23 protein-coding genes and 1 pseudogene are annotated in these 18898 nt (G+C 38.1%); 2 read left to right on the plus strand and 22 right to left on the minus strand.

Annotation, left to right across the window (positions count from 1 at the left end):
* Window positions 1-90: 90 nt before the first annotated feature.
* Window positions 91-452: pseudogene (locus CWS20_RS24595) on the plus strand (winged helix-turn-helix transcriptional regulator).
* A 176-nt stretch (window positions 453-628) separates the two neighbouring features.
* Here the strand turns inward: CWS20_RS24595 and CWS20_RS24600 are convergent.
* From CWS20_RS24600 to CWS20_RS24700, 22 genes are all read right to left on the minus strand, one after another.
* Entirely contained in the window at window positions 629-1420 is a 792-nt protein-coding gene (locus CWS20_RS24600) for a cytochrome c oxidase assembly protein (protein ID WP_066194029.1), read from the minus strand.
* 30 nt (window positions 1421-1450) lie between these two features.
* Window positions 1451-1933, minus strand: coding sequence for a DUF2243 domain-containing protein (locus tag CWS20_RS24605; RefSeq protein ID WP_066194027.1), 483 nt, complete (start codon window positions 1931-1933; stop codon window positions 1451-1453).
* 131 nt (window positions 1934-2064) lie between these two features.
* A complete protein-coding gene (locus tag CWS20_RS24610; protein WP_066194024.1) occupies window positions 2065-2517 on the minus strand; it encodes a YndM family protein in 453 nt (150 codons plus the stop codon).
* 137 nt (window positions 2518-2654) lie between these two features.
* On the minus strand, window positions 2655-3167 hold the full coding sequence (locus tag CWS20_RS24615; protein ID WP_066194021.1) for a DUF3231 family protein: 513 nt from the start codon (window positions 3165-3167) through the stop codon (window positions 2655-2657).
* A 132-nt stretch (window positions 3168-3299) separates the two neighbouring features.
* Window positions 3300-4157 (minus strand): manganese catalase family protein, encoded by an 858-nt coding sequence (locus CWS20_RS24620; RefSeq protein WP_066194018.1) that lies wholly within the window; start codon window positions 4155-4157, stop codon window positions 3300-3302.
* A gap of 366 nt (window positions 4158-4523) precedes the next feature.
* Window positions 4524-4904, minus strand: coding sequence for a VOC family protein (locus CWS20_RS24625; protein ID WP_066194015.1), 381 nt, complete (start codon window positions 4902-4904; stop codon window positions 4524-4526).
* A 29-nt stretch (window positions 4905-4933) separates the two neighbouring features.
* A complete protein-coding gene (locus tag CWS20_RS24630; protein WP_066194012.1) occupies window positions 4934-5965 on the minus strand; it encodes a S66 family peptidase in 1032 nt (343 codons plus the stop codon).
* Between the two features lie 118 nt (window positions 5966-6083).
* Window positions 6084-6644 carry a cysteine hydrolase family protein gene (locus CWS20_RS24635; protein ID WP_066194009.1) on the minus strand — a complete coding sequence of 187 codons (561 nt, stop codon included), beginning with the start codon at window positions 6642-6644 and terminating at the stop codon, window positions 6084-6086.
* A 25-nt stretch (window positions 6645-6669) separates the two neighbouring features.
* A complete protein-coding gene (locus CWS20_RS24640) occupies window positions 6670-6939 on the minus strand; it encodes a hypothetical protein (RefSeq protein ID WP_066194006.1) in 270 nt (89 codons plus the stop codon).
* A 156-nt stretch (window positions 6940-7095) separates the two neighbouring features.
* Entirely contained in the window at window positions 7096-7974 is an 879-nt protein-coding gene (locus tag CWS20_RS24645) for an SDR family oxidoreductase (RefSeq protein ID WP_066194004.1), read from the minus strand.
* A 399-nt stretch (window positions 7975-8373) separates the two neighbouring features.
* A complete protein-coding gene (locus tag CWS20_RS28440) occupies window positions 8374-8520 on the minus strand; it encodes a hypothetical protein (RefSeq protein ID WP_162840968.1) in 147 nt (48 codons plus the stop codon).
* Between the two features lie 26 nt (window positions 8521-8546).
* On the minus strand, window positions 8547-9173 hold the full coding sequence (locus CWS20_RS24650) for a LysE family translocator (RefSeq protein ID WP_066194001.1): 627 nt from the start codon (window positions 9171-9173) through the stop codon (window positions 8547-8549).
* Window positions 9174-9292: 119 nt separating this feature from the next.
* Complete coding sequence (locus tag CWS20_RS28865; protein ID WP_241198684.1) at window positions 9293-9568, minus strand: hypothetical protein; 276 nt, start codon at window positions 9566-9568, stop codon at window positions 9293-9295.
* A gap of 209 nt (window positions 9569-9777) precedes the next feature.
* Window positions 9778-10281, minus strand: coding sequence for an SRPBCC family protein (locus tag CWS20_RS24660; RefSeq protein ID WP_066193993.1), 504 nt, complete (start codon window positions 10279-10281; stop codon window positions 9778-9780).
* Between the two features lie 19 nt (window positions 10282-10300).
* A complete protein-coding gene (locus CWS20_RS24665; protein ID WP_241504261.1) occupies window positions 10301-10678 on the minus strand; it encodes an ArsR/SmtB family transcription factor in 378 nt (125 codons plus the stop codon).
* Between the two features lie 49 nt (window positions 10679-10727).
* Window positions 10728-11270: a sugar O-acetyltransferase gene (locus CWS20_RS24670; protein WP_066193988.1), complete on the minus strand. Its 543-nt coding sequence runs from the start codon at window positions 11268-11270 to the stop codon at window positions 10728-10730.
* Between the two features lie 2 nt (window positions 11271-11272).
* Complete coding sequence (locus CWS20_RS24675; RefSeq protein ID WP_066193985.1) at window positions 11273-11824, minus strand: GNAT family N-acetyltransferase; 552 nt, start codon at window positions 11822-11824, stop codon at window positions 11273-11275.
* A gap of 65 nt (window positions 11825-11889) precedes the next feature.
* Window positions 11890-12906 (minus strand): serine hydrolase domain-containing protein, encoded by a 1017-nt coding sequence (locus CWS20_RS24680; protein ID WP_066194345.1) that lies wholly within the window; start codon window positions 12904-12906, stop codon window positions 11890-11892.
* Between the two features lie 95 nt (window positions 12907-13001).
* On the minus strand, window positions 13002-14021 hold the full coding sequence (locus tag CWS20_RS24685) for a serine hydrolase domain-containing protein (RefSeq protein ID WP_066193982.1): 1020 nt from the start codon (window positions 14019-14021) through the stop codon (window positions 13002-13004).
* A 72-nt stretch (window positions 14022-14093) separates the two neighbouring features.
* Complete coding sequence (locus CWS20_RS24690; protein WP_066193979.1) at window positions 14094-14918, minus strand: GNAT family N-acetyltransferase; 825 nt, start codon at window positions 14916-14918, stop codon at window positions 14094-14096.
* Between the two features lie 124 nt (window positions 14919-15042).
* Window positions 15043-15744: a polysaccharide deacetylase family protein gene (locus CWS20_RS24695; RefSeq protein WP_066193974.1), complete on the minus strand. Its 702-nt coding sequence runs from the start codon at window positions 15742-15744 to the stop codon at window positions 15043-15045.
* Window positions 15745-15889: 145 nt separating this feature from the next.
* Complete coding sequence (locus CWS20_RS24700; RefSeq protein ID WP_066194343.1) at window positions 15890-16864, minus strand: aromatic ring-hydroxylating dioxygenase subunit alpha; 975 nt, start codon at window positions 16862-16864, stop codon at window positions 15890-15892.
* Between the two features lie 188 nt (window positions 16865-17052).
* Between CWS20_RS24700 and CWS20_RS24705 the strand changes: the two genes are divergently transcribed.
* Entirely contained in the window at window positions 17053-18381 is a 1329-nt protein-coding gene (locus tag CWS20_RS24705; RefSeq protein WP_066193972.1) for a uracil-xanthine permease family protein, read from the plus strand.
* Window positions 18382-18898 lie beyond the last annotated feature (517 nt).

Genomic DNA, 18898 nt, shown 5'->3' on the forward strand with positions numbered 1-18898 from the left:
ATGATTATTATGGAAGTACGCACTTTTTTGTTATATAGGAACCTTTTAGTTCCTGAGAACGAATGTTCCTATTAAATTGAGGTGAAATAGATGGAAAAACGAAAATATAATATTTCAGTTGAAGCTACGCTAGAAGTAATCGGAGGAAAGTGGAAATGTGTCATCTTATGTCATCTTATGCGCGGAAAAAAAGAACGAGCGAGCTTAAACGATTAATGCCAAATATTTCTCAAAAAATGCTTACTCAGCAACTTCGTGAGCTAGAAGAAAGTGGAGTAATTAATCGCAAGCTTTATCATGAAGTACCCCCTAAAGTAGAGTATGAATTAAGTGATTACGGCCATACTTTGGCGCCCATACTAAATGCGCTTTGTGACTGGGGCGAATGCCATATTGTTAAAACTTATGGAAGTAAGGAAGATTACTTAGAAAAGAGTATTCTAAACGATTAGTTAGCGCACTTTATTTGGAGTTTAAAGTGACAGGTATGTTTGAATTAGAAGTGTTCGTCACTTTATTTGGAGTTTAAAAGTGACAGTTAAGGAAGAAAAAAATATGCTAAAAAGCCATCTGTAACAACCATTACGGATGGCTTTTTACAATAAAAAAAGCGGAATCTATGTGCAGACTATTTAGCTTCTAAAGTATTGGTTTGATGATGTTTCCGCGGCTTAGCCGCTTTATACCATTGATAGCAAAAAATAATTATGATCACAAGATCTACTGCATCGCCCCCGTAATACATAATCATACTTCCAGCTTCTGCTTGTGTAATCGGTACGCCGTCAGGGGGATAAGCATAGAGAGATTTTGCCAAAATTTGATGGCCTGCCAAGGCTAATATTAAAATGATAGCCCGGTAAACAAAGCTATAGCCATATGGAGTTTTATCAATATAAATGATTGAAGCAGTAAAAAAATAACCAGCTAAAAAAATATGTGCATGAATGATGGCATAAAGCCACATTGAGTGGTGCATCAAAACAAATAAGTCAGTTTTATACAAGACCCATAGGCCGCCAATATTTAGTAAAGCAGGCAGAAGCGGGTTCATGAGCGCATGGAAAAATTTCTTTCGCAATACTGCTGTGATTCTCCTTGCATTTCTTATAGGGATTGAACGTAGGAGCAGTGATACGGGTTTTGAAAGCACCATAAGTAATGGTCCCGCCATCCCTAAAAGCAAATGCCCTATCATATGTATGCGGAAATCTTGATGGGCTGCTTCAGCTAAAGGACCGGCCACAGCTAATAAACAAAACAAATTTCCGATCGTCCAACAAGCTGTCCGGTACCACGGCCACCGGCTATAACGTCGATTGGACATCATAACAGCAGCTTTATAAATGACTATAAGAAAAACAAAAGGAATGGCCAAAATTAATTGTAAAATCGGTTCTAAATGGTGAAGAGCATGCATAAAGTCCCCCCAAGCGTCCAAAATCCTTTTTTAGCTTTTTATCGATTTATTCGTATTGAGTATGATGGCAATGCCGATCAATGCGATGATGGCTGCTGAAATATTCCATACTAGGTCATAAGGAAGCAAATCTACCCCGTAACGGATTTGATGGAGCTTCATCACTTTATGCTGAATTAATCCGTCATATAAATTAAATAAACCAATTCCTAACAAAGCGCCACCTATCCACCTTTTTGGCCACCAAGCTGCTCTTCGGCGCAAATCTGCAACCATAAACAGGCCTCCTACTGTCGCTATCCAGCTAAAAGCATGAAATATGCCATCGGATACCAGCCCTATTTTTGTCGTTGATTGATCATAAAAATGATGCCAATTGAGCAATTGATGAAAAACTGTTTCATCAATAAACGCCACGAGCCCAAGCCCAAACAGAATGCCTGACCAAAGATTGCGCTTTGAAACATTCGCTTGATTACTATCAGGCACCTTACTTGTCCCTTTGCTATTCATCGTATTTTCGATAGATATCAGTCCATTTCATCTAAGTGTCTTGTTTATATTTTTCCCCTAAACATTTAAACACTAAACTAGAAAACACCTGTGATATCTTCTATCCATCAGGTGGTTTTAAAAATTTTCCGTTATTTGATTGTGTCTTCATTTTCATTATTAAAGTCCGTTCTTTTAGGAGTCAGTTCTTTGGATGATTCTGTTTGATATTGTAAGTTCGTTGGTCGAGGGTTGTTTGATTCTTCTCTGCTGTTATTACTAGAGATGTACTTGTGAAAAAAGTATTCAAACAATGCTAAACCAGCAGCAGAAATCAAGGCAGGAATGAATACGCTTCCACCGTATGTTAAGTTTTCACCCATTAACCAAATAATTATAAACGCCAATCCAAAATCACCGATGGTTGCAATCGTATTATTGATCCTTGGCAGTATAAATAAGTCACCGAGATAAGAGGCAATCCCCCATACTAAAGTGATGAGAAAGACATTTCCAAAAGACATTCCGTAAAATAAGCCAAGTACAATATAAAGAAGTACTAAGCTTCCGATAAATTTTATGGCCATTGCTTTAATATGCTCCATTATTTCAACTCCTTCCATACTTATTATTGTTTTATTTTCTTTAAGTATTCGTTATAAGAAAATGGGATTACAGCCATAAAAAATGTGCCGAATAAAACGAAAAGAGCAGATAAATATCATCTGCTCAAAGTAATTTGTTAGCAATTATCTGATTTATAGTTGTTCAATGGCGGAGGAACAAGCCAACCTTTCTCTTTATTTAATCGAAGAAGCTTTCCGCCAAGCGCTACTTTTTGAGCATGAAATTGGCTGAACATCATTGCAATATCCTCACGAATTGACTGGCCGATAATCGTGCTACAAGAGACTAGTCCAGCTGCAGCATCCCCTGACAGCTTCGCCGAAATTTCTGGGTCTTGAAAACGAGCACCAATCGGGATATCATTTAAACAGGCATCTGGTCTTTCCGGTGGAGATGGAGGTAATCCTACTCCATTATCTTTTAATAGTTCTTCAATTTGTTTAACTTCCTGTTTCCCAATTTCAATACATTCTTCTAGTAATTTTTTCAAATCATCATCACCAGCATGATTAAGCAATGTTTGATTTGCGGAGATTAAACCTTTCCCTACCATTAAATATGACCAAGTACTAAATACTTCTCCATAATGCATTGGCTCATCTTTTGGATTACCACTTAAAATTCCCATTGCGAACCTCCTAAATAAATTCATTAGATTGTGTCACCTTCCTCAATCCGCACTTTCTTATAGTGTCCATTATTATAAGAAATTATTATAGTTATAAAAGGTAAAAAAAGAGCCCTAAAGGACTCCTTGTCATTAATTATTCAAATCATAAAGCCCTGGCGCATGTTCATTAGGCATATCAGGCATATCAGGAACTGGATAACCTTTTGGAGGCTCCGTTACTGATAATTCTCCACCGTTTCTACTTGGCGTGGTACCGCTAAAAATTTCTTTAATTTGAGTATCATCTAACCTGAAGTTGAACTGTGCATTATGAAATCCCATATCCACATATTTACGGCATTCAGGGTATTTATTCAAATCGTAGTTAGGAATAGGGAATAATTTTCCCCAATCAACGCCTAATGTTTCCAATGCTTTAGCAAATGCATTTTGGTGAGCGTTATCTCTAACAATTAAAAATGCAATCGTTTCACGCAATGTCTTGTTGTTGCTCATTTCATAAATGCGCGATTTCTGCAGTACACCAGTCGATTCTAGGACAACGTTATTTAACAAATTGGCCGCTAAATTTCCGTGATCATATACCCATGAACCATTCCATGGATTGCCGCTTGCATCGACCGGCAAAGAGGCTTTAGCACCTATAATATAATGATGCGGGTTTGCTCCATCCCGTATAACTTCATTTAATGGCGCTCCATCAAGGGCTTGGTTACCAGGCATATCGCCTCCGGATTCATTCAAAAGTTGATTTATAGTCGACTGAACAAGTTCCACATGACTAAGCTCTTCAATGAACACCCCTCTGATAAGATCGCGATACTGCTTAGCTTTCCCTCTAAAATTTGCACTTTGAAAGGAATATTGCATCATCGTCCTCATTTCACCAAATTGGCCGCCAAGCGCTTCCTGCAACACCTTTGCTGCATGAGGATCGGGTTTATCTGGCACAATCATATTGATTAAGTCTTCTTTGTAAAAATACATATAGACCCTCCTACTTTAGAAATCATTCCCCGTTATAGTGCCAAAACAATAGATAAAACATCCTGCCACTTATTAGCATAAGAAAAGACAATTCCTCGTATTGAAGAATTGTCTTCTAGAATAGATTATTCAGCTGGCCGATTGGGCCCATTTAACTTTTTATCAGAAACGAAGGATTCTTTTTTAGTTGATGCTTCTTTTTTCAGATGTGTTTTTTTATTTTTTGGCATAATATTTCCTCCTTATTAATACATATTTTTATTTATAAGAAGGGAAATATACATAAGACTAGAGATTTCTTTAAAAAAGGGTTTAAGCAACACATACGGTAAGGAGCGACTATCAAGATAAGAATCGCCCCATCTACTATTTATTCTGTTCCATCACCGCAAAGTAATTTTCTTCCCCATCAGCGAAATTAAATACTCTGCCAGAAGGCATGTCGATGATTTCTCCGACAAAGATATTTTTGCTTGATAATTCACTATGTAATTGATCAAGGTTTTCTGTGTGGAACATTAATGATGGTGTACCAAGATTTAGTTCTGGCGACATCTTTTTGACTGTTTCCTTATCATGAAGAATGATACTAGTTTCAGCATCTTTGGAAGGAGCTATTTCAATCCATCTCATTCCCTCACCATTTTCTTCAGAAATGACACTAAATCCAATTTTTTCCGTCCAAAAATTCACTGCTTCATCTTGGTTATTTACATACAGCATTATTTGACCAACCTTACTAATCATTCTATCACTCCCAATATTATTTTTACTTATTACTGGACGCCCGATTCTAAAATTGAAAAAGCTTGATTCTCACAATCAATTTCTGCTAATGCCCCATAAGGCAAAATGGCTTTCGGTTCAGTATGGCCAAAATTCATATTATATAGAATCGGTAAGTTTTCCAATCGATACTCCTTCAATACCTTAAGAATTTCTACTTTATATTCTACGTAATACTGTTCATCCTGCGGTTTAGCAAAGACAATTCCCTTCGTTTTATCCAAAATGCCTTGTACAGCATAATTGCGCAGCCAACGTCTAATCTTATCCGGCTCCGGTTTTTCTTCAGATGTTTCAAAGAACAGAATGCTGTCTTCCCAATATTTTTTATCTGGCCAAAGGTCAGTACCCTTTGCAAACTCAAGAACTTCTATACAGCCGCCAATAAGCGTTCCTCTTACAATACCTGAACCTTGAAGCAGCTCATACCCTTGATTTTTCACCATCTTCCTTCGCACGTTTTTATTTGCTTCATTCCATTCTAAATGCTCGCTTGTCCACTCCTCAGCCGGCTGTATTTGACCAATCACTTCGTCTGTAAAGAGGGTTCTATGAATCATTTCAACTGTATATGAATGCATTTCTACATTTTCAGCAAAATCCGTTAAAATCGCCGGTCCATAATAAGAGGAAATTCCAGCTTTATGACAAAGCAAATGGGAGATCGTTACATCAGAATATCCCATAAAAATCTTTGGGTTTTCTCTTATCACATTGAGGTCAATATAAGGATGTAATCGAATACTGTCTTCACCGCCAATATTCGCAATAATTCCTTTAATACGCTTATCTTTGAATGCAGACATTAAATCGTCTGCTCGTGCCTCCGGATGTTTAGATAGATACTCTGCTCCCTTTAAACTATTTGGCATTGGTATTACTTCAAGTCCGAAAACACGCTCTAGTCTCTCAACGCCTTGATTATACCGCCATTGAAGTTCTGGTTCTCCTGCACCACCCCATGAAGGGCTGACTGTCGCGATTTTATCTCCTGGGCACAATTTCTTTGGTTTTATTAACATGGCCTCACTCTCCCTTTTTAATATAATTCGCTTCTTTGCAATGACTTCCTTCCTCTAACCTATTTCCCCAAAAAAATCATCGACCCTTCCTAAGGAAGAATCGATGATTTTTTCAAGCTTAACGATGCTGATCATGAATAGGTTGGAATAATGGCTCATCGGCATCTCTTACAACAGAAAAATGATCTATATTGTAATGGCCATGCAGCGTATGATTATGGTGGGCAATAATTTCTTGAGCAGACAGCACATTAGAATCAGTTGTTGAATGTCCATCTCGTACTAATGTAACATCAAAGCCATTTATTGTTGCTGCACGAACAGCCGTATCAATACAATGCTCCGTCTTGCATCCTACGATGACTAAATGGGATACACTTCTATCCTTTAAATAGGGAAGCAAATCCGTTTTGTAAAAGGCATTTGTTGCCTTTTTATCAAAAAAAACAGCCTTCCCCTCAGGGATATTAATCTCTTTATGAACTTGAAATCCGTTGCCTTCTCCTTCTGCCACATCTTTATCCCTCACAAAAATGACAGAAGCATCTTCTACTAATGCTTGAGCAATTACATGATTAATATTGACAATCAATCTTTCTTTATTGAAAACTTCCTTTTCTTCTTGATTTCCATCAATTAATTCCTGCTGTGCATCAATAACTAGCAATGCTTGATTCAACCATTACCAACTCCTTATTTTCCGATTACTCTACCTCTACTATCTCCGGATCGATCTCCAGCCGCATGGCTATATCTTTTTTAATATCATTTACGGAATGAAACTCATAGTCAAAGAAATGATCCCATTCTTTAGCAGGTTCATAATCATTTAATAATTCTTGATTTTCTCCATAAAACAAGACTGTATCTACTCTTAAAAGATTTTCTGAAGCAGTCTTTTCTTCGTTATCATCAACAAAATAATCTTCCATCTCATCCTGAAGCAGTACTTTTACTGCAGCTAAATTAGACATTCAATTACCTCCATTATTTGTATTCATTGATTCTATGAATCATACAAAGTCATGGAATGGACTTCTGCATAATCCTATATAGTGTATACGTTTTTACTTTATTAAAAACGTTCCCCTATTACAGGAATATAAACATACCAACTGTCCTTTGATTACTTATTCGCCATCTGCTACTCCATATCCTTCTGGTGCAGGAATTGCTTTTTCTGCCGCTCTACTCACTTCCTCCCACCGTTTCCAAGCGGCGATTTTCTCTTCTTCATGATGAACAGTAATGTCTAGCAATTGGCTACCCAATATTAATCTGAGCGGCGGATTCTCACTATCTACTAGTTTAAGTATCGCTTCTGCCGCCAAGCAGGGATCACTATCTGCAGAACCCTCACTAAACTGTTTAGCCAACTCTTCTCTTACGCTATTGTAACAAGCCAAAGTTTTACTATACTTCATATTCAAGTATAGATTCGTCCAGTATCCCCCTGGTTCTATAATCGTTACATTCACACCGAAGTGCTTCGCCTCCTGTGCCAGAGCTTCACTCATTCCTTCGAGTGCAAATTTACTTGCGCTGTATATGCCTGACATTGGACCGGAAAGCAATCCACCTATGCTTGATATTTGTAAAATATGCCCTGATTGCTGTAAACGCAAGTAAGGCATAACTGCCTGGCTAACCCATAGGGCGCCGAAGAAATTTGTCTCCATTTGACTTCGGGCATCTTCTTCACTTAATTCCTCAATCATCCCCATTAGCATATTGCCTGCATTGTTTACGATGATGTCCAGCCTGCCAAAATGTGCATGGGCAGCAGCAACTGTTTCAAATACAGCATTCCTGTCAGTCACATCAAGTGATAACGAAAGCAGCCTTTCTTTATACTGCACCTGTAAACGATCCAGTTTCTCAATGCTTCTAGCAACTGTAATCACATTATCCCCTGCCTCTAGGGCCGCTTTCGTAAACTCATACCCTAGTCCGCTGCTCCCTCCTGTAATAAACCAAACTCGTGATTCACCTTTTTTAGCAACTGCCATTCGTGCATTCCTCCTTGAATTTCATTCAAATGAAAAGCATAAGCTGACTGCCAATGCTCAAAAAGGATTTAGTTAGGATGATGTTATTAGCTAGAATGTGGAGGTTTATGACACCCCTATATGCTTTGAGCACAAACAGAGCCTTTGAACATATTAAAATAAACGGTTCAAAGCGAATGTATCAATCACGAGGAAAACCTCCATTCACTAAAGTTAATTATATTATAACTTCCTTCCTGAATTTTCAAATGAAGATTTTTAACTATTTAAACTAATCCATGCTCCTGATGGGATCAAATAGTGGATTGAAGCCATTATTTAACGTGATATGAAAAAGTGGGTTCAATTTGTAGATTGATACCAAAATCTTGTGTGATAACGGTAAAAGTGGTACCAATCTTAGTGAAACATTTTAAAAGCCAAAGCAAAGAGATAAAGAGGAACACCGACAATGAGCATCCCAGCTATCATGTAACAAAAACTCTTGAGAATAAACTTTAAGAAATCATAAATTGCTCCTGCCAAGTCGTCAATAAATTTAATCACCTTATACACTCCTATCAAGCTATTTATTACCGATGCTGAGCTGCCACTCTTAGCCCCAATCCAATATAAATAATGCCGACAATTTTTCCTGACCATCGTCCAAGCCATGATATTTTCTTAAATACCCGTATAATTAAACGTACACATACTGCAAAAAGTGTTGTATACATTGCACTTAATAACACAAAGATTAAACCAAGGATTAAAAATTGAAAAAAAGTAGAACCATAGCTTGGATTTACGAATTGCGGTAAAAAAGACAAAAAGAAAAGCGCTGTTTTCGGATTGAGCACTTCAATTAAAATCGCTTGACTATAAGCGCTCCTAGTTGAAATAGATTTCCCTTTAGGTAATTGAGGGTCTCGCGGTCTCTGTAAAATAGCTCGAATCCCTAAATATATTAGATAGGCGGCACCGGCATACTTTACAATATTAAAAGCGGAAGCTGACGTCATTAAGATAGCGGAAAGCCCAATTGCCGCAAATAAAGTGTGAATGACATCGCCTGTTGCTATCCCTAGCCCAGCCATTACCCCTGCTTTACGACCGTTCTGAGCAGTTCGTGTTGCTACAAGTAAAACAGCCGGTCCTGGAATTATAAACAAACCAATAACAATCGCAACAAATGCCACTAAGGTAGAAATGGTAAACATTTTACATCTCCTTATTTTTTCAATATTATCATTTATTTTAACAATATTAGTTACAAATATATACTGGATTTTGGCATAAAAAAAAAGCAACCGATTGACAATCAGCAGCTCTTTACTCACTATTTATTCAAACCAGACTGATACTTGTTTCGATATTTGCTATCTTCCTCCAGCTTAAGCAATTCCATCGCGATTTGTTTAATATGATTATCCCCCAGCTCATCATAAAGCTGTTTTAAGCCTTGAATTATATCATATCTAATTAATGTATTATGCTTCTCATTTTCTCCGGTCGATAAAATGATTAAGCAATAATTCTCTTTGTTGCTCTCCTGCAAGACCCACTTTCCAAATCGATTGCAATGTATGTTTCTTTGGCAGCAAATTTCGGTCATACGTCACACCGGAAAATCATCCAGCATACTTTTTTCAGAATTACTAATAGCCAAGCTGGCTAGGAAATGAGCTGCCCTCGACCTAGGGTGATTATCAGAAGCTGTTAACCACTGTTTCAATTGATCCTAAACATCATAAGACCAATCCACGCGCTCTTTTGTTCATTCTAATATTTGAGTCAAGTTGTCCGTTGATTATGCCACACCTCTTACTCGTTATTTCCGAAAGAGATATACCCTTCCTCAAGCAGCTGTTTGAGACCCATAAACATAAGATTCCAACCATGTTCGCTGCCATCGTGAAATTCTTGTACTGCTTTGTTAATGTCTTCTTCTGTCCATCCTTCTTCATGCGGAACAACAATTTCTTGTGTAAAATGCATTTCACAGCCTGTTTCGAGCGGAATAAGCTCAACTGTAATTTCGTCAACTGTGTCACTAAATTGTGGCATTTTGAAAGTGAAAACGAGCTTTTTCGGCGGATCAATTACAAGATATTCTCCTATCGCTCGGTATTCCTTACCTTCTCTTTCATCAACGATTTCCCATGTGCCGCCTATTTTCGGATTATTCCTTGCTATTTTATTTGTTGACTCCAACGTAAACAGCCATTTTCTCATCATTTCTGGGTTTAGCCAAGCATCGAAAACTCGCTCGGCTGCAACACTGAATTGTCTAGTCATATTTAATGCAGTAGTAGAATATTTTTGCATCGCCGTATTCTCCTTTTCACTAATGTTCTTTCTTCTTTGCCTTTAATAGTTCATCTTCCAATAAATCAAATCGCCGACTCCAGTATTGCTTATAAAAATGAATCCACTCTTCGGCTGCCGTTAATGATTCTTCCTTCAGCCTGCAAAAATGCGTTCTTCCCTGAACGGTTCGCTCCAACAAGTTTGCCTTTTCCAGTACTTTAATATGCTTTGAAATAGCTGCCAAAGACATATCAAAAGGCTCTGCTAATTCTTTTACACTCCTCTCCTTTTCAGCCATTAACTGGATTATTGTTCTTCTCGTTGGATCTGAAAGTGCATAGAAGACATTATCCAACTCATTTCTTGTTTGATTAACCATATGGTTAAGTATAATGAGCGCAAAATAAATAGTCAACCAAACGGTTAACTATTTATAAAAAATATGATTTTAATTCGAACGCTACCTACTCGATGTCTTTTATTTTCCGCGCTGGATTGCCTGCGACTATCACATTGGCCGGTACGTCTTTTGTCACTACAGACCCGGCAGCTACGACAGAGTTGTCCCCAATGGTAACACCAGGGAGAATGACGGAGCTTCCGCCGATCCAGACATCATTTCCAATATGAATCGGAATGGCGTATCCGCTCTTATTTCTATCTTTAGGCTGGATAGAGTGGCCGGCAGTATAGATGCCGACATTAGGGCCGATCATGCAGTTATCTCCAATTCTCACCGTTGCCATGTCAAGAATGGTGCAATTATAACCCGCATAAAAGTAATCACCAACATGGATATTGCTTCCTATGTCACAATGAAAATTATGCTCTAAACTTGGATTATTCCCTGCACTACCAAACAATTCTCGGATAATCGCTTCTTTTTGTTCTGATTCCTCTTCTATTAACAAATGATTATATTGCTGAATAAGCCTGTGAGCACGTAAATTACACTTTCTTAATTCTGCTGTTCCTCTTTCGTATGCTATGCGCTCGTTCTTATCCATCCTTACCCATGTCCTCTCACATCAGTTTTTAGAAACTCTTCTTTCAATATGCCCATATGTATAATGTCGTGCCATTTCCCGTTTCTATATAAGCTTTGGCGGCTCACGCCTTCATTAACAAAACCAAGCTTACTATAAATATGGATTGCCTTTTCATTAATTGAAAATACTCTTAAGGAAATTCGATGTAAGTTCAGTTCTAAAAATGCATACTCAAGTAAAATACTCAGCGCCTCTGTCCCATAGCCTTTACCCCAATGCTTCTTTTCCCCTATATCAATAATACACTCGGCATTTTGATTTTTTGTATCAATATTGATAAGTGATGTGATTCCGATAGCTATTTTGGTTTCACTTTCTTCAATTATATAACTTTTGGAAGAGTGAGATTGGCGTATGATATTCTCTACAAAATCCTTTGTTTCATCCAATGTATAAACATCGAGCAATGGATTTGTTGATATCATGACTTCCATATCATTTCTCCACTTATGATACATCGGGATATCCTCACTATTCATCTTTCGAAACTGCAGCCTTAATGACTTTAACATGTTCAAACCTCCTTCAACGATTCTTTGCAGAAATTAAAGCTGAAATATCGGCAGCAGCGATCATCTCAATCTACTATAGTCTCTTCTATTCCTCTCAAAATCTCGTATGCTCCATCATTTTTGTTGGAGAGGACAATAATTGTCAGACCAGTGCCGCGGTAATAAACCGACCGGAAGTTCACTCCTGGATCATAGCCCATTAAAATATGCTTTTCGACATAATCATTGCTGACTTGCATATAGCCTGCATATCCATAATAAATGTCTTTTTCTACATGTACTTGATGTTTTAATAAGCGTTTAGTTGTCTCACAGGACATGAGTTCACCGTTGTTTAATGACGCCCATAGTGAGGCCATATCCTCTGCAGTCACAAATATTCCGCCATCAGCCCCGCCTTTGGCTGGAATGGAGTAAATATTAGTTTTATAGGATCCATCTTGATTTTGCATATAGCCCATTGCTGTTTTCTCTGGTAGCGCGTCCAATTCAAAATAGCCTGAATTAAGCATTCCTGCTTTCTTTAAAATAAACTGTTCAATATAATTGCTGAACTTTAAGCCGCTGGCCTGCTCAATGATGAGCCCTAAAATAATATAGCCTGCGTTATTATAATGAAACTGCTCACCTGGAGCTGAAACCATTTTTCTTCCTTGAAAAAGAGGCAGAAAATCTTGCAAATCTCTTACTCGATACATAGGTGTATGAATCCAAAGGTCTTCAAAGTCGTTCATAATTGCCTCATCAAAGTAATCTGGGATACCTGCAGTATGTGTGAGCAAGTGATGGATTGTTACATTTTTATCGAAAAAAGGCAGCTGGCAATCGAGGCAATCGATCAGCTTCATGTCAAAGGAAATGATTTTTTTGTCAACAAGCTGGCCAATAGCAATAGAGGTGAATAGCTTGCTGCCAGACGCAATACCATATCGCGTATCTTTTTCGTTCATAATCTTTTCCCCGCGATTAGAGTAGCCATAACTCTTAATAAGAATATCTTCGCCTGATTTAACATAGGCGGTACCTGAGTAGTCTATTTCTTTTTGGATACTTTCAATGCGCTCTAACACACTTTTCATCATAACCTCAGAACCTTTCATTATTTGTTTATTCAGAAAAATGACTTCAAGCTAACTTAATAACATCTACTTTAAACAATCGTATCATAGGTACTACATTATTTTCCAATCCAAGATTGATAGATTTCACCAATCAATCCTTTCATTTGATGAACGCCTAACTCTGTATTTGTCATAATGACTAATCCATTCCCCGAATGCGGTAGGGCAGCCATCATACATTGAAAGCCAGCTCCCCATCCAAGTGATGAAATTTCGAGCTCATTTCCTGAATGGTCTAAAAAAACGCCTAGTCCAGTCCAGTCTTTTCCTCCCTGCATGCTAATCACTTCATTTGCCTGTATTGGTGATAGACCTAACGTGCTTTTTCCTTGAAGTGAGTTCATTAACTCGATGACCAAAGCGGCAAAGTCTGACGATGTTGTCCACAGACCAGCTGCAGCAGGATAAGGATAAATCGGATATTTTCCTTTTACAATTGTCCCATCCTTGTTATGTCCAGTAGAACAATCATCCGTATATGCTATTTTCATATTTATTATACTTTGGTCCATTTTCAAAGGATCAAATATATGCTCCTTTATCATTGAATGAAAGGGCTTCTCCAAAACATCTTCAAGCAGCTGCTGTATGATGCAATAGCCTGCATCTGAATAGTGAAATGCGCTCCCTGGTTCATTGCTTACTTCAATTGGTGTGGGACAATACAAAGTTTTCCCTTCCAGTATTTCAGTCATTGGACGGTACCCAATCAGCCTATTTAATTCTGTAAAACTTCCGTCTGGATCTATGATTCCTGATTGATGGCTAAGGAGGCTTCTTAACGTCACGCTCTTATCCTTCGTTGATTCATTTTCACGGACTTGCCAGGCTGAGAGCCGTTTGTTCACATCTTCATCTAAATCCAAGACAAACTGAGACGATAATTTTGCGACAAGCATTGCCGTTAAAAACTTACTCATGGAACAAGCACTAAAAATCGTATGATTATTTACCTGCTTGTCCGTTTCCGCTTCAAGCAAACCGTAATTTTGTATATCTGTCATCTGATAATGATGAATGTATGCAATAGATAAGCCAGCCACGTGATAATGAAGCATGCGTTCTTGAATATTCATATCCTTCTATACATACCTCCTGTTTTTTGCTTAAATTATAACACAAAAAACAAACGCATGTTCTTATTAAAATCAAGTCAATAAAGGGCTTTTCAAAATCACCTTATTGTACATTAACTTAAAGCCATTTCTCATCATATTCCTCGCAGATGTATTATTAGGCTTTGTAGTGGTTGTGACATATTTGCAGCCTTGCGATTTTGCATATTGAAGCCTTTCATTGATCAGCAAGTTTTGATATTTCCTCCCCCTAAATGATGGGATGGTACTTGTTAAAAATAATTCTCCAAGCTCGCCTGAAACAGCTAGCATCCCTGCAGCGGCACATTCTCCTCCTTCTTTTAACAGAAAGCCTGTTGTAGATTCAGCATTTAAAAATCCTTTTGCCGCTTCAATGGAATTGCCTGTAATGAATTGATCTTCTGAAAATCCTAATGATACAGTTCTAGCCCAATCATCTTCCAATTGAGCATCTACAATTGAAATCGTTACTTCTTGATCGTGTTTTTCATTATTAGACTGCCAATGTTTTAAATCGCGAACCCAAACTGAAGCAAATTGCTCTATCGTATAGCCCATTCTTTCAAGCGTAGTTAATATGGACTTGTTCGTAAACGGAGTCAGTTCAAAGCGCAAATAAGCCATATTGTTTTGCGAGGAGATAAAGTCTTGCGCCTTTTCCAAGTCTGAAGACAGGAGTTCGTCATTGTGCAATCCAAAGCCTATGCCAAAATAATAATGATCTAAGTTAAATATAAAACTATGATTGGTCAGCTCAATATATCCGCCATTAAATGTAGCCGAATTTGCTTTTCGATAGTCAATGCTCTCTATCGTACCTTGAATCTTAATATTTTCTATCATTCTAGCCAAATCTATTTGATCCATTGAGTCCATAAGCTCAACTCCTAATAAGGTTGTTTTTGAAATTAATGATAGAACTATTTTATCATAGCTTCATTTAACAGATATTAAAGAGAAGATTCCAGTTCATAACTGAATCTTCTATGCTTTGCAGAAATCAGCGCATTTGTTTTAATTCGCTTACAGTTACAAACTTGTAGCCATCTTTCACTAGCTCCTTAATTGTCCCCTCTATAGCTTTCAGTTCTTTCCCTGTCTCATCATACATTGGGTGAAATAATATGATCGAACCTTCCTCAACATTATCCTTTACATAATTGATTTTATCCTCAGGCTCTGTGTAATAAGTGTCCGGTTCTAAATTCCAAGTGATTGTATCCATTCCCATTTTATTCACATAGTAAGGCGTCACGATGAGTTTTTTTCCATTTGGCGGTCGAAAATCGATCTCACCCTCATAGCCAATTTCTCTAATGAATTGATTTGTTTTTTCAAGCTCTTCTTTTACAAAAGAAGGCGTTTTAAAAATCATTCTTTCATGAGAAAACGTATGGTTGCCAATCTGATGACCTGCTTCCATAATCTTCTTTGCTTCCTCGCTATTTTTTTCTATTTCATTTCCAATAAGAAAAAAGGTCGCCTTAATATCATACTTCTTCAATGTTGAAAGAATTTCATCCGTATGTTCCGTTGGACCGTCGTCAAAAGTTAAAGCAACTACTTTTTCTTCTGTCTCTACTTTATTAATCAGCGTGCCTATTACTTGAAATGTTCTAGCATTCATCAGCTTATATGTGGCAAATAGCAATGCAAGCAGCATAATGAATGCAAGAAGTAAAATCATCGGCTTTTTCTTCATTTTACTCTCCTTAAAAAAATCTCTGTTCCGATAAATATAAACCTTTTTATTTGTTTTTTTCAATGCCTTATGCTTGGCCATATTCGTTTTTCATGCAAAAAGAACTCAATTTCCGGTTGAGAAATTGAGTTCGTCTGATACTTTATCATGCTGTTCCTAATACAACTCCAAGCTCCTTCAAATATTGGCGGTATGCAATACTCATCCGATCACACACGAGTGATAGTTCTATTTGTAAATCAAGTGGAAGCTCTTCTGGTTTTTGGTTCTCAACTACAGGTTTATCTTGTGCAAAGATATGATCCTGGAATTCTATAATTTCTTGATCAGCCAATCCAGTTTCATAATCAAAAGAAAGTATCCCATAGGCAACCGATTTTTGTTCATCCACTGGACGCACAGTTAAGAGAATGGTCATGGCTGTATTGTTTTCTCGGTCTCTTTTCGTAAATTTCACTGTTAGCGGACGAATGACCTCATACGTATAATAAACATATTTAGGCTGTCCTGAACCATCGGGATCAGGCTGGAAGATAGGGATTTCATCTGAAAAGATACGATTGTCCACTTTATTCACACGATAATCCAGAATTTCCTGATGGGTTTCCGAACCTAAAAACCCTTCATGGACAACAGCTAAATGTCCCACATCAAGAAAATTTTCTATAATACGAGGCGGTTTCGCTTGTACTTCCTGCGGACCCCAAATCACATTGCGATACTCCGTATTTTCCATTTCCTCATAAGCGAACAGTTCAGGATGATTATTACTTAAATTTACCCAAATCAAACCATACTTCTCAATGCATGCATAGGAAACAGCCTTTGCTTTTTTCGGAATCGCTCTTCCTTCTGGTAGCTGTGGAATTTTCACGCAATCGCCATCATCATTATATTCCCATGCATGATAAGGACAAACTAGGCAATCATTCTTCACTTCCCCAAGTGATAATGCAGCTCCTCTATGAATACATAAATCTTTAAATGCATGAATGCCCCTGCTATTTCTAAAGATCGCCAAACGTTCTCCCATCAAGATAATTTGAACAGGCTCTTCTTTTACATCTTGTGAGCGACAGGCGACAATCCAATCTTCTTGCAGCACTTTATCTTGAATCATATAATCTCCTCCACTAACAATATCCACCTTCATTCTAATACCATGTTGATAGTTGGTCAATATAAAAAAACGAATGAAATCGATTTCATAATAAATATTGTTCGTTTTTATATATACAAAATTAATATTATCTACTATAATCGATTTCATCACGACGATAACACGAACATCCAAGGAGGCTATCCAAAGTGAAAAAGGTAGAAGAGAATAGTATTATCATAGGAGTCGATGATAAAATTGGCTATGGCAAAGCTTTTATCCTCGGGCTGCAGCATGTACTGGCCATGGATCTCTATATTGCGCCAATTATTATTGCAGGACTGCTTGCTCTAAGCACTGAAAACACCGCTTTCTTTATCCAGATGTGCTTTCTTGCTACGGGCATTGCCACATTAATTCAAACAGGGTTTGGGATTAAACTGCCTGTTGTACAAGGTCCATCATATGTTCCAATCGGAGCGATTGCAGCGATTGGAGGAAAACTTGGACTTGGAGCAATTGCCGGCAGCCTCATCCCTGGAGCTATTATTGTGGCTTTACTAGGCTATCCACTTAAATGGTTTGCGAAAACAGTAAGAAAAATTATTCCGCCTCTTGTTGGCGGTACAGTTATTATTATTGTCGGGATAGCGCTCATGCCGATTGGATTAAACAATATTTATCATTCAGAGGGCAATATTACAGATAATATTGTAGTAGCTGCCGTCACAGCTTGTGTATTAATCATTTGTATGCTGCTTGGGAGAAAGATGCATGGAATTGGAACATTCTTCAGACTAGTCTCTGTTATTATCGCGATTGTTGCAGGAACAATTACAGCCAGTTTTTTTGGTACGGTTGATTTTTCGCCAGTCAAAGATGCAGCATGGCTATCCATGCCCACATTTTTTCCATTTGGTGCCCCAGTGTTTGATTTAGGTGCAATAATTACGATCGTTTTTGTCTATCTTATTATCTTAATTGAAACGACCGGAACATGGTTTGTTGTTTCTACGGTTACAGGAAAAGAGTTGGATGATAAACGGTTAAACCGCGCTTCAGTTGGGGAAGGTTTAGGCTGTCTAACTGGCGCGTTATTAGGAAGCACGCCAATGACAGGTTACTCCTCTAATGCCGGATTACTTGCAATCACAGGCGTAGCAAGCAGATTAGCCATTATGGCTTCAGGAGGAATACTCATTTGCCTTGGACTCATTCCTAAACTATCAACTTTGATCACTTGCATTCCTGAACCGGTGATTAACGGCATCTTTGGTATCGTTTGTGTCGCTATCGTAACGAACGGAATGAAAGTGATTCAACCGATAATCATTGATGACCGCAACATGATGGTCATTGGAGTGCCTATTCTATTAACTATCGGAGCCACGCTTCTACCTGAAGAAGCCCTGCTCAGTGCGCCTGATTGGATGAACTATATCCTCTCATCAGGTATTACTGTAGGCGCCCTGGCAACAGTCATCTTAAACTTAATTATCCCGGCTGGGAAGAAAGACAGCAGTTCTTTAACGAGCTAGCAGCGAGGAATAAAAAACCCAACAAGCTAAATAATCTTGTTGGGTTTTTTCAGAGGGTTAGAAACTAATAAAAAGTAAAATTAGTTGGAGAGGTGTCGCTCAATTCCTGCTCAGACAGTCGAGACTGTGGGGCGCGTAGCGTTGAAGCGGCTAGACGCTCTCCCCTCTCAAAAGCGAGAGGTTAGACTATAAATATCCTGTTCAATTTCTCTGCTTCAGAGGAATCAATGCGCGTTATTCACCTGTAGCGCTTTCTTTTTCTCTGCTTCAGAGGAATAAATGCGCGTTATTCACCTGTAGCGCTTAATTATTCTCTGCTTCAGAGGAATCAATGCGGGTTCTCCACCTGAAGCGCTTTCTTTTTCTCTGCTTCGGAGGAATAAATGCGCGTTATCCACCTGTAGCGCTTTCTTTTTCTCTGCTTCAGAGGAATCAATGCGGATTATCCACCTGAAGCGCTTTCTTTTTCTCTGCTTCAGAGGAATAAATGCGCGTTATCCACCTGAAGCGCTTTCTT

The sequence above is a fragment of the Cytobacillus horneckiae genome, from assembly GCF_002835735.1.
Classification (GTDB): Bacteria; Bacillota; Bacilli; order Bacillales; family Cytobacillaceae; genus Cytobacillus; species Cytobacillus horneckiae.